This window comes from Jiangella alba, from assembly GCF_900106035.1.
Classification (GTDB): domain Bacteria; phylum Actinomycetota; class Actinomycetes; order Jiangellales; family Jiangellaceae; genus Jiangella; species Jiangella alba.
The window spans coordinates 3570262-3583138 of record NZ_FNUC01000004.1 but is presented as its reverse complement, the minus strand read 5'-3'; the positions used below and the strand labels follow the sequence as shown (position 1 = coordinate 3583138).

Sequence of the window (12877 nt, the reverse complement as noted above, 5' to 3'; positions counted from 1 at the left end):
ACGTGACCCGCATCGCCCTGCTCCCGCCCGACGAGCGGCCGAACACCCGCGGCTACGCGGCGACGATCGGCCGCTGCGCCGGCGTCGACGTCCTGACCCCGCCGCAGGAGTTGATGCCGTCGTTCCGGACGCCCGCCGACACCGCCGGCCTCGCCGAGTGGCTGCGTCGCGTCGCGCCGGACGTCGACCACGTGCTGGTCTCGCTCGAGCTGCTCGTGCACGGCGGGCTGATCCCGTCGCGCAACACCGAGGACCGGATGGCCGACGTCGTCCCGCGGCTGTCCGTCCTACGCGAGCTCGGCACGCCGGTGACCGCCTACGGCGTCGTGACGCGGCTGCCCACCTACGACAACCGCGCCCGCTCCCGGCAGGAACCCGGGTACTGGGCCACGCACGGCGCGCTGCTCGGGACGCTCTCCCGGCTGTGGGACGAGGCGTCGCTCGGCGAGACCGACGAGGCCACCGTCGCCGACGCCCGCGCCCGCGTCCCCGGCGAGTACGTGCGCGACCTCGTGCGGCGGCGCGCCCGCAACCACGCGGTCAACCTCGCCGCGCTGGAGCTGGCGGCCGACGGCGTCTTCGACACGCTGGTGATCTCCTCGGACGACACCGCGCCGCGCGGCCTGCCGGCGGCCGAGCGCCGCCTGCTCGGGCACTGGGCGGACCGCCTCGGCGCCGACGTGCTGATGTACCCGGGCGCCGACGAGGTGCCCAGCGTCCTGGTGGCGCGCGTCGCGGCGGGCGCCGCCGGGGTCCGGCCGCGCATCGCGGTCGTCTGCCCGGACGAGGCCGGTCTCGACCGCATCGCGCCGTACGAGGACCGGCCACTGCGGGTCGGTCTCGGGAACCAGATCCGGGCCGTCGGCGGCGTCCAGGTGGACGATCCCGCCGACGCGGACCTCGTCGTCGCCGTCCACCCACCGGCGCGCGAGCCCGGCGACTGGGTGTCCTCGCCGCCGGACCTCGCCGCGGCGGCGCCCGTGGAGCCGCTCGTCGACGCCGTCGAACGGCTGCTCGACGGCGGCCACGTGGTGGCGCTGGCCGACGTGCACTACGCCAACGGCGGCGACCCGCGGCTGGTCGAGGCGCTGGACGCCCGGTCCGTGCTGGGGCGCCTGGCCGCCTACGGCGGCTGGAACACCGCCGGCAACTCGATCGGCACCACCCTCGCCGCCGGTGTCGCGGCCGTCCTGGCCGGCACCGAGGCCGCGGCCGCCGAACGCAAGCGGTTCCTCGCCCGCAAGATCATCGAGGATGCCCACTACCTCCCGGTGGTGCGGCGGAGCATCCAGGACGAGGCCGCCGCCCGCGGGCTGCTCGACCCGCCACTCGACGAGTTGCCCGCGGTCCACGACCGCATCACCCGCGACCTTCGCGCCTGGGCCGCCGGTGTCGGCGCGCTCGCCGGCTGGCGCATCGACGACGCGCGACTGCCCTGGTCGTACACGTTCACCGTCGACTTCGACCTGACGCGGGCGGCCACCACGACCTCTTGACGGCTCGCGGCCAGACCGCTAGCTTGCCTTGCAACCGCTTGCATGCATCCGGTTGCACTACTCGTCGGCCGCTCTGGCCGCTCCCTTTGCATGCGCGGAGCTCGGTTCCATTCCGGCAAGGAAAGGGAGCTAGTCGCGATGACTTCCCGGCACGCGAACGGACACCACGACCCGGAGCGGCGCGGTCGCCTCGCGGCCCGCGCCGCCGCGCTTCTCGGCGCCACCGCCCTGCTGGCCGCGGGGGCGGTTCCGGCACCGGCGGCGCCGGTCGCCCCGGCAGCAGCGGATCCGGTCCTGGTCAACCCGTCGTTCGAGGAGCCCGTCGCCGACGGTGTCGTCCCGGGGTGGCAGCTGGTGGGTCCGGCCCGGCTGGACACCTCGTACGCGGTCACCGATGCCGCGGCGCACGACGGCGCCCACAGCCTGTCGATCACCGACGACTCCGGCGTCTACGGCGTCGCCATCGAGAGCGACCCCTTCGACGTCGAGGTGCGGCGCTCCTACACGGCCGCGGCGATGACCCGCGTCGACCGCGACCAGCTCGCCGTCTACCTGCGCTTCTACGACGCCGACGGCAACCGCCTCACGAACGTCGCCACCCCGCAGGGCGAGACCGGCGGCGCGTGGACGACGACGTCGATCACCGCCACCGCCCCCGAGGGCGCGGTCACCGGCACCGTCCTGCTCTACTCGGCCACGTCCCCGCGCGGCGCCGGCTACTTCGACACCGTCACGGTCAAGGCCGGCGCCGTCGAGCCGCCGCGGCTGACCGACCCCACGCCGGCTGACGTCATCGCGCAGAACCCGCGGATCTCGCACCTGGGGACGCCGGTCACCAGCAAGATCACCACCAACGCGGTGCTCGGCGAGGAGGACGGCACCGCCGTCACGTACGGCGTGTACCGGGGCCACCCGGACACCGAGCACCCGGCCACGTTCGTGGTGGCGAACGCCGACACCGGCGAGGTGATCCGCGCCCTCCCGGCCGCCGGCGCCGAGGGGACGTTCGAGACGCGTGTCTCGACCGACGGCACCGTCTACTTCGCCACCACCCCCGACTTCCACCTGTGGTCGTACTCCCCCGTCACCCGGGAGCTGCGCGACCTCGGGCCGCTCAACCCGCAGTCCCCCAAGGACGGCCACGCCTTCACCATGACCGCCGGGCCGGACGGCACCATGTACGTCGGCACGTACCCCAAGGGCTACCTGTACCGGTACGACCCGGCCGACGACTCCATCACCAACCTCGGCGCGGTCGACCCGACCCAGGCCTACATCAAGGGCCTGGCCTACGACTTCGAGCGCGAGACCCTCTACGTCGGCACCGGCGGCACCCGCGCGCAGATCTTCAAGGTGGCCCCCGACGGCACCACGACGGAACTGCTCAGCGACGAGGCCACGCCCGGCGCCATGGACGAGTCGTTCGTCAGCACGTTCACCTTCGTCGACGACCGCCTCTTCGCCCGGGTCGCCAACCAGCTGCTGGTCATCCGGGCCGACGACACGGTGGAGTACTGGAAGGGCCAGGGCAACGAGGCGCACGGGTACCACGTCACGGCCCGCCCGGACGCCCCCGGAAAGTACGTCTTCACGTTCGGCACGTCGTTCTGGGAGTACGACTCGGCCACCGCGACCACCCGCAACCTGGGCATCGCGACGAACGGGTACCTCAACGACAGCCGCTGGGTGCAGCTGGACGATCCCGAGTGGCCCGGCTACAGCCTGCTCGCCGCCACCCAGGACGGCTCGGTGCTGACGAACCCGGCGACCGGCCGGTCCGAGCCGCGCACCGTCGACTTCGCCAACCCCGTCACCATCCAGAAGCTGTTCGCCGGGCCGGGCTCGATGTACGCCTCGGGCTACATGGTCGGGCTCGCGCCGTTCGACTCGGTGACCGGCGAGGCCGGCCCGACGCTGCAGTCGGGCCAGTACGAGTCGTCGGCGGTCCGGGGCGACACCATGCTCCTCGGCTCGTACGGCAACGGCCGGGTGTCCGAGTACGACCCGGCCGCCGACGCCGCGCCACGGCTGCTGTTCGACCTCAAGGCCGAGAAGCAGGACCGCCCGTTCGGCATGGACTACGACGAGCAGAACGACCGGCTGTTCGTCGGCACCGTCGCCTACTACGGGTCCAACCAGGGCGCGCTCACCCAGTACGACTTCGCCACCAAGACGAAGACCGTCTACACGACCGAGGTGGTCACCGACCAGTCGGTCATCTCCGTCCTCTACCACGACGGGCTCGTCTACGCCGGCACGACCGTCGACGGCAGCCTCGGGGCGCCGCCGTCCGGCCAGACCGACGGCCACTTCGTCGTCTTCGACCCCGACACCGGCCAGAAGGTGCACGACTTCGTCCCGGTGGCCGGCGACGAGGGCGTCACGGGCCTGACCGTCGGCCCGGACGGCCTGATCTGGGGCGTGTCGGAGGACACCGTCTTCAAGTACGACCCCGCGACCGAGCAGATCGTCTACTCCGAGAAGCTGCTGCGCAACCGGTACGGCACCAGCACCGTGTGGGCGTACGCCTACCTGCACACCGGCGCCGACGGCAACGTCTACGGCACCAACCGGTTCTCGGTCTTCAAGATCGACCCGGCGACGATGGAGTACACGCTGCTGGTCAACGGCGTCGGCAACTACGCCAACGTCGACGCCGACGGCGACCTCCTCTTCTCCTACGGCGTCGACGTGTACAAGTACGACGTCCCCGACGCGCCCCGGTGCGACCAGGAGATCACCGGCGCCCACACCGGACCGGTCGCCGTCACGGACGGCACCCTCTGCGTCACCGGCGCCACCGTCAGCGGCCCGATCACCGCCACCGGCGCCGGCAGCGTCACCATCACCGGCTCCACGATCACCGGGCCGATCCACGTCACCGGCACCACCGGCACGCTCACCCTCACCGGCAACCGCATCACCGGACCCGTCTCACTCACCGGCAACACCACCGAGACGCCACCCACCGTCGGCGGCAACACCATCACCGGCCCGCTCGCCTGCTCCGGCAACGACCCCGAACCCGCGAGCGGCGGCGACGCCAACACCGTCACCGGACCCCGCTCCGGCCAGTGCGCCGGCCTTTGACCCCGCACCGCTCGACCCGACGACAAGCGAGGTAGCGATGCACCGAATGCTCTCCCTGGTCACCGCCGTGGGACTCGCGCTGACCGGCGCGGCCCTTGCCGGCCCACCGGCCGCCGCGGCGACGCCGCCGCCACTGCCGTCCAGCCCGACGCCGGAGGACGTGCTGGCCCAGGACCCGGCGATCAGCTATCTGGGCACGCCGGTGACCAGCAAGATCACCACCAACTCGGTGCTCGGCGAGGAGGACGGCCGGGCCGTCACCTACGGCGCCTACCGCGGCCACGCCGACACCGACAACCCGTGCACGCTCGTCGTCGCGGACGCCAACACCGGCGAGGTCATCCGCGCGCTGCCGCTGCCCGGCGCCGAGGGGAACTTCGAGATCCGCAAGTCCACCGACGGCAAGGTCTACGTCGGCACCAACCACGACTACAAGCTGTGGGAGTACGACCCCGCCACCCGGCAGCTGACCGATCTCGGCTTCATCAACGCCGACAAGCCCGGCGACGGCTACCCCATCACGATGACCGCCGGCCCCGACGGCACGATGTTCATCGGCACGTACCCGAAGGGCTACCTGTTCGAGTACGACCCCGCCGACGGATCGTTCACGAACCTGGGCGCCGTTGACCCGACCCAGGCCTATGTGCGGGCGCTGGCCTACGACTTCGGCCGCGACACCCTCTACGTCGGCGTCGGCGGCACCCGGGCGCAGGTCTACAAGATCGGGCCCGACGGGACGAAGACCACCCTCATCACCGAGGAGAACGCGCCCGGCCTGATGGACGAGACGTTCATCAACACCTTCACCTTCACCGGCGACCGGCTTTTCGCCCGCACCGTGTCGAGCCAGCTGCTCGTCCTGCGGCCCGACGACACGGTGGAGTACTGGACCGGCACGCCCAGGGAGGCGTTCGGCTACCACGTTTCCGCCCGGCCCGACGCGCCCGGCAAGTTCGTCTTCGGGTTCGGCACCACCTTCTGGGAGTACGACTCCGCCACCGCGACCACGCGCAACCTGGGCATCGCGACGAACGCCTACCTCAACGACAGCCGCTGGATCCAGCTCGACGACCCCGAGTGGCCCGGCTACAGCATGCTCGCCGCCACCCAGGGCGGCAGCGTCCTGATGAACCCGGCGACCGGCCGCTCGGAGCTGCACACCGTCGACTTCGCCAACCCGGTGACCGTGCAGAAGATCCTCACCGGGCCGGACTCGATGTACGCCTCCGGCTACATGATCGGGCTCACGCCGTTCGACTCGGTCACCGGTGAGATCGGCACGACGCTGCAGTCCGGGCAGTACGAGTCGGCGGCCGTGCGCGACGGGAAGATGCTGCTCGGCGCGTACGGCAACGGGAAGCTGATGGAGTACGACCCGGCCTCGGGTGCGGCGCCGCGCCAGCTGTTCGACCTCAAGGCCGAGGACCAGGACCGGCCGTTCGCCATGGACTACGACGAGCAGAACGACCGCGTCTTCATGGGCACCGTCCCCTACTACGGCACCCATCAGGGCGCCGTCACGATGTACGACTTCGCGACCCGGGAGAAGACCGTCTTCACCACGCAGATCGTGGCGGAGCAGTCGGTGATCTCGGTGCTGTACCACGACGGGCTGCTCTACGTCGGCACCACGCTCGACGGCGGGCTGGGCGCTCCGCCGTCGACCCAGACCGAGGCGCACTTCGTCGTGTTCGACCCCGACACCGGCCAGAAGGTGCACGACTTCGTCCCGGTGGCCGGCGACGAGGGCGTCACCGGCCTCACCGTCGGCCCGGACGGGCTGATCTGGGGCGTCTCCGAGGACACCGTCTTCAAGTACGACCCCGCGCAGGAACGGATCGTCTACTCCGAGAAGCTGCTGGGCCACCGCTACGGCAGCGGCACCGTGTGGGCCTGGGCCTACCTGGTGACCGGCGCCGACGGCAACGTCTACGGCACCAATCGCGGCTCGCTGTTCCGCATCGACGCCGAGACGATGCAGTACACCCGCCTGGTCAACGGCGCCGGCAACTACGCCAACGTCGACGCCAACGGCGACGTCCTGTTCTCGACCGGCGTCCACCTGTTCAAGTACGACGTCCCCGAACCGATCGCCTGCGACCAGGAGATCACCGGCGCCCACGCCGGGCCGGTCGCCGTCACCGAGGGCACGCTCTGCATCACCGGCGCCACCGTCAGCGGGCCCGTCACGGCCACCGGCGCCGACGCGGTCGTCGTCACCGACTCCCGGATCACCGGGCCGATCCATCTCACCGGCACCACCGGGACGCTCACCCTCACCGGCAACCGCATCACCGGACCGGTCAGCCTCACCGGCAACACCACCACGGCGCCACCCGTCGTCGGCGGCAACACCGTCGTCGGGCCGCTCGCCTGCTCCGGCAACGACCCCGCACCGGTGAACGACGGCGACGCCAACACCGTCGCCGGACCCCGTACCGGCCAGTGCGCCGGCCTCTGACGACACACCCATCGAAGGAGTGACCCATGACCTGGAGAAGACGAGGCGCCTCGGTCCTGGCGGCCGGGCTGATGGCGGGCGTTCCGGCCGTCGCCGTTCCCGCGGCGTCGGCGGAGGCCGAGAGCAACCCGCTGGTCAATCCCAGCTTCGAGGCGCCGGTGGGTGCCGGCGGTGAGATCGAGGGCTGGTCGGTGCTGTGGCTGCCTCCCGCGGGGACGGCCGAGGTGACCGGCGACCGCGCCTCCGACGGCGCCCAGAGCCTGCACTTCGTCGACTCGGACACGCGGCTCGGCGGCGCCGTCGCGTCCGCCGCGGTGCCGGCTGTCGCCGGCGAGGAGTACCGCATCCGGCTCGACCTCTACGTCACGTCCGGGACGATGAACTCCACCGTGTACTACCTGGACGACGCGGGCGAGCGGGTCGGCATCGACACCTACCGCTGGGATTCCGTGCTCGAGGCGTGGTCCCCGCAGACCTGGGTGACGACGGTGCCCGAGGGCGCCACGCAGGCCCAGGTGGTGATGAACAGCGGCAGCACCGCCACCGTCGACGCCTACGTCGACAACGTCCGGTTCGAGCCGGCCCCGTTCCGCGGGACCGAGGAAAGCCTGGGCCGGCCGCTGACCGATCTCGTGTCGGCCGGCATCGGCTACACCACCGACGCGTCCGGCCGGGCCATCGGGGTGGTGATCGCCAAGGGCGAGCCGTCGGTCGCGAGCGTGGTGGACATCAACACCGGCGAACTGCTGCACAGCCAGGAGATGCCCAAGATCGGCCAGGCCTGGACCTACGTGACCGCCGCCGACCGCAGCATCTACATCGGCAGCGACTTCGTCGGAGCCATCTACCGGTTCGACCCCGACGCCATGACCTTCGAGCTGCTGAACGAGAAGCCGTACGGCCAGACGAACCTCTGGGGCATCGGCATGACGGAGTCGGGCCGCATCGTGTGGGGCTCGTACCCCGACGGCAAACTGTTCTCCTACAACCCCGCCGACGGCAGCTGGCACGACCACGGCACCGTCAACCCCGGCAACAAGTACGCCCGCGTCATCGACATCGTCGGCGAGACCGCCTACGTCGGGCTGGGCGCCACCGCCGCCGTCCTGGCCAAGGTCGACCTCACCACCGACGAGGTCACCATCCTGCCGAACCCGCCGTCGGAGACGAACCAGGAGTTCGTCGACGACATCGACATCCGCGGCGACCTCATGTTCGTCCGCTACCGGCCGTCGAGCATCCTGCACGTCTACGACCTCACCACCGGCGAGTGGGTCGACGAGATCGAGCAGCCCGTCGTCGGGCTGAACGTGTCGCCGGAGTTCGAGACCGTGCGCGACGGCCAGACCCACCGCGAGGTGATGTTCCCGCTGGTCGGCGGCGAGTCGCTGGCCTACGACCTGGACACCGGGGCGACCCGGCCCACCTGCTTCGACATCGGCGGATCGGCGGTGCGGAACTGGAGCGACGTGCCGATGCGGATCGACGGCATGTCCGACCAGGTGCTGGTGACGGCGCGCGGCAACAACGGCGAGTTCTTCGCCTTCGACCCGGCCACCGACACCTGCAAGAAGCTGCCCACCCAGGCGCTCGGCGCCGCGACCACCATGCGCACCATCGGCACCGGCCCGGCGGGCGACATCTACACCGGCGGCGCCGCGTTCGCGCACATCGACCCGGACACCGGCGCGGCCACCAGCCTGCCGCTGAACGGCCAGATCATGGACTTCCACTCGCACGACGGCCTGCTGATCTACGGCACCTACACCGGCGCCGGCATCGACGTCTACGACCCGTCGCTGCCCTGGGAGGCCGGCGTCAACCCGCGGCCGAGGCTGCGGGTCGGGCACCAGCAGGACCGGCCCATCGCGATGACCAGCATGGACGACAAGGTCGCCATCGGCACCTTCCCCGTTCCGGCCCGGCTCGGCGGCGCGCTGGCGATCCTCGACCCGGACACGATGACGATGGAGGTCTACGACAACCTCATCGAGAACCAGTCCATCTACGCCCTGCAGTATCGCGACGGCCTGCTCTACGGCGGCTCCGGCATCACCGGCGGCCTCGGCCAGGAGCCGACCGAGACCGAGGGCAAGCTGTTCGTCTTCGACCCCGCCACCGAGGAGGTCGTCTTCGAGACCGTCCCGGTGCCCGGCGACGGCCACGTGTCCGGCCTGGTCTTCGACGACGAGGGCTACCTCTGGGGCGTGACCGCGAACGCGATCTTCAAGTTCGACCCCGACACCCGCGAGGTCGTCGCCCAGCGCCGCTACTTCAACACCGACGACAGCCGCGCCTACGTCCGCGGCCGGGAACTCTACTGGCACGACGACATGCTCGTCGGGGCCACCAGCGGGCGGGTGTTCGAGGTGGACCCGGACACGCTGGACATGGAGATCATCGCCACCAACACCGCCAACCTCGCCATCGACAAGGACGGTCGGTACTACTACGGCCGGTCGTCGGAGCTGCTGCGCTGGACCCCGGCCGAACCGGCGCCACGGTGCGACGTCACCGTCGACGAGGACCGCACCGCCCCGCTGACCGCCGACGGCACCACCGTCTGCGTCGACGGGGTGACGGTCGGCGGGCCGGTCAGCGTGTCCGGCGGCGGCAGCCTGCACGTCACCGACGCCACCATCGCCGGTCCGCTCCGCGTCACCTCCGCCGGCACCGTCGACGTCACCGGCTCCACCCTGAACGGCCCGGTCGACATCGGCGGCACCAGCACCCGGCTCCGGTTCACCGGCAACACCGTCACCGGGCCGGTGCGCCTCACCGGCAACGCCGCCGACGAGTTCAGCTTCACCGCGAACGAGGTCACCGGACCGCTCACCTGCACCGGCAACAACACCTACCTCGTCGGCCAGACCGGCTCGAACACCGTGGCCGGGCCGCGCGACGGGCAGTGCCGGGTGGGGAGGGAGTGACATGACCCGCTCGAGCCGCGTGGCGCCGGCCCTGCTGGCGGGTGTCGCCATCGGTGGCCTGCTCGCCGCGCTGCCCGCCGCGGCGGAAGAGGAGCCGCCGGGCAACCCGCTGGCCAACCCGAGCTTCGAGGCGCCGGTGGGTGCCGGCGGCGAGATCGAGGGGTGGTCGCCGCTGTGGCTGCGGCCCACCGTGCGGGCCGAGGTGACGGACGAGCGCGCCTCCGACGGCGCCCAGAGCCTGCACTTCGCCGACGAGGACACCCAGTACGGCGGCGCGCTCGTCTCGGCCGCCGTGCCCGTCACCGCCGGCGAGGAGTACCGCGTCCGCCTCGACCTGTACGTCACGTCCGGCACGCTGAACTCCACGATGTACTTCCTGGACGGCGCGGGCGAACGGGTCGGCATCGACAACGTGCGGTGGTCGCCCGACCTCGACGCGTGGTCGCCGCAGTCCTGGACGACCACCGTGCCGGACGGCGCCACCCAGGCGCAGGTGGTGCTGAACAGCGGCAGCACCGCCACCGTCGACGCCTACGTCGACAACGTCCGGTTCGAGCCGGCCCCGTTCCGCGGCACGCAGGAGAGCCTCGGCGCCCCGATCACGAACCTCGTGTCGGCCGGCATCGGCTACACCACCGACGCGTCCGGCCGGGCCATCGGGCTGGTGATCGCCAAGGGCGAGCCGTCCGTCGCCAGTGTCGTCGACATCGGCACGGGCGAGCTGCTGGCGAGCCGGGAGATGGACAACATCTGGCAGGCGTGGTCGTACGCCACGGCGCCGGACCGGTCGATCTACGTCGGCAGCGACGTCCTGGGCGCGGTGTGGCGGTTCGATCCCGACGACCTGTCGTTCGAGCTCATCGGGGAGAAGCCGTTCGGCCAGACGAACCTCTGGGCCACCGGCGTCACCGAGTCGGGGCGGATCGTGTGGGGCTCGTACCCCGACGGCAAGGTCTTCTCCTACGACCCCGCCGACGGCAGCTGGCACGACCACGGCACGGTCCAGGCCGGCAACAAGTACGTGCGCAGCATGGACGTCGTCGGCGAGACGGCCTACGTCGGCCTCGGCTCGAGCGCCGCCGTCGGCGTCGTCGACCTGGCCACGGATCAGGTGACGATCATCCCGAACCCGGACGCCGAGGCCGGGCAGGAGTTCGCCTACGACGTCGACGTCCGGGAGAACCTGCTGTTCGTCCGGTACTACCCGTCGAACCGGCTGCACGTCTACGACCTCGAAACGTCCGCCTGGATCGACACGATCAGCCGCGAGGCCGTCGGCCTCGGCGTCTCGCCGGTGTTCGAGACCGTCAGCGACGCAGCGACCCACCGCGAGGTCATGGTCCCGCTGATGGGCGGCGGCTCGGTCGCGTACGACCTCGACACCGGAACCGAGCGGACGACCTGCTTCGACCTCGGCGGCGGCGCCGCCCGCATGTGGAGCCCGGTGCCGCTGGCCATCGACGGCGCGTCCAGCCAGACCATCGTCACGGCACGCGCCGACGGAACCTTCTACACCTACGATCCGGTCAGCGGCGAGTGCGGCACCCGGCCGACCGAGGCGCTGGGCGCCGCGATCCTCATCCGCTCCATCGGGGCCGGTCCGGATGGCGACGTCTATCTCGGCGGCGCCGGCCTGGTCCACCTCGACCCGGACACCGACGAGACGACCGCGCTGCCGCTGACCGGGCAGATCATGGACTTCCACGCGCACGACGGCCTGCTGCTCTACGGCACCTACACCAACGCCGGCATCAACGTCTACGACCCGTCGCAGCCGCTCGAGCCGGGCGTCAACCCGCGGCCGCGCGTCAAGGTCGGCCACGAGCAGGACCGGCCGATCGCGATGACCAGCATGGACGACAAGGTGGCCATCGGCACCTTCCCGGTGCCGGCCCGGCTCGGCGGGGCGCTGGCGATCCTCGACCCGGAGACGATGGCCCTGGAGGTGTACGACAACCTCATCGAGAACCAGTCGATCTACGCCCTGCAGTACCGGGACGGGCTGCTCTACGGCGGCTCGGGCATCACCGGCGGGCTCGGGCAGGAACCGACCGAGACCGAGGGCACGCTGTTCGTCTTCGACCCCGCCACCGGCGAGGTCGTCTTCGAGACCGTCCCCGTACCGGGCGACGGCCACGTCTCGGCGCTCACGTTCGACGACGACGGCAACTTGTGGGGGCTGACCGCGAACTCCATCTTCAGGTTCGACCCGGCCACCCGCGAGGTCGTCGCCCAGCGGCGGTACTTCAACACCGACGACAGCGCCGCCTACGTGCGAGGGCGGGAGCTGTACTGGCACGACGACAAGCTCGTCGGCTCGACCAGCGGGCGGGTGTTCGAGGTCGATCCCACGACGCTGGACATGGAGATCATCGCCACCGACACGGCGAACCTCGCCATCGACGCCCAGGGCCGGTACTACTACGCCACCGGCTCCGAGCTGCTGCGCTGGACCCCGGCCGAACCGGCGCCACGGTGCGACGTCACCGTCGACGAGGACCACGCGGGGCCGCTGGCGGCCGACGGCACCACCGTCTGCGTCGACGGGGTGACGGTCGACGGGCCGGTGACCATCGGCGGAGGCGGCAGCCTGCACGTCGTCGACGCCACGATCACCGGTCCGCTCCGCGTCACCTCGGCCGCCACCGTCGACGTCAGCGGCAGCACGCTGACCGGCCCGGCCGCCATCGCCGGCACCACCGGCCGGTTCCGCTTCACCGCCAACCGCGTCGCCGGCCCCGTCGAGCTGACCGGCAACACCGCGGCCGAGCTCGACTTCTCCGGCAACGAGGTCACCGGCCCGCTGGCCTGCACGGGCAACAGCCCGGCCATCGTCGAGCAGGCGGCGGCGAACACCGTGACCGGTCCCCGCGGCGGGCAGTGCCGGCTGCCCTGAC

5 protein-coding genes are annotated in these 12877 nt (G+C 71.5%); all 5 read left to right on the top strand.

The features are described from left to right. Positions 1–2 precede the first annotated feature (2 nt). The 5 genes from BLV02_RS34195 (at position 3) to BLV02_RS34175 (ending at position 12876) form a co-directional block, all read left to right on the top strand. Complete coding sequence (locus BLV02_RS34195; protein WP_069111393.1) at positions 3–1496, top strand: DUF4127 family protein; 1494 nt, start codon at positions 3–5, stop codon at positions 1494–1496. A gap of 138 nt (positions 1497–1634) precedes the next feature. Further along, positions 1635–4586: a ligand-binding sensor domain-containing protein gene (locus BLV02_RS34190; protein ID WP_069111394.1), complete on the top strand. Its 2952-nt coding sequence runs from the start codon at positions 1635–1637 to the stop codon at positions 4584–4586. A 37-nt stretch (positions 4587–4623) separates the two neighbouring features. Beyond that, positions 4624–7050: a ligand-binding sensor domain-containing protein gene (locus BLV02_RS34185; protein WP_141711567.1), complete on the top strand. Its 2427-nt coding sequence runs from the start codon at positions 4624–4626 to the stop codon at positions 7048–7050. A 26-nt stretch (positions 7051–7076) separates the two neighbouring features. Beyond that, positions 7077–9980, top strand: a complete 2904-nt coding sequence (locus BLV02_RS34180; RefSeq protein ID WP_141711568.1) for an NHL repeat-containing protein — start codon at positions 7077–7079, stop codon at positions 9978–9980. 1 nt (position 9981) lies between these two features. Beyond that, positions 9982–12876, top strand: coding sequence for a hypothetical protein (locus BLV02_RS34175; RefSeq protein ID WP_069111397.1), 2895 nt, complete (start codon positions 9982–9984; stop codon positions 12874–12876). Position 12877 lies beyond the last annotated feature (1 nt).